This is a genomic window from Rhodococcus sp. AC861, assembly GCF_979256035.1.
Window position 1 is genome coordinate 1 of the sequence record NZ_CEEDMW010000061.1, and the last position, 257, is coordinate 257.

The window sequence follows — 257 nt, forward strand, 5'->3', positions numbered from 1 at the left end:
GCCGAATCCGCCTCGCGATGAACGACGCCATGATCCCCGACATCAGGATCTGCATGATGTAGCTGAGACGCGCGGTCAGAGAGCCGATCTGCATGCGACCCTCGTCGACGGCATGGCCACCGCACCAGATCACGGCAGCGCTGGTGACGTTGCTGATCAGCATGACGACGGGGAACATCAGAGCCATCAGTCGACCGACCTGCAGCGCGGTCGCGGTGAGGGCGGTGTTCGCGTCGTCGAAACGCTCGACCTCGTAG

1 protein-coding gene is annotated in these 257 nt (G+C 63.4%); it reads right to left on the reverse strand.

Features of this window, described 5'->3' with window-relative positions:
* A partial coding sequence (locus AC0IX4_RS23150) for an ABC transporter transmembrane domain-containing protein (RefSeq protein WP_471831427.1) occupies nucleotides 1-257 on the reverse strand: 257 nt, incomplete at both ends.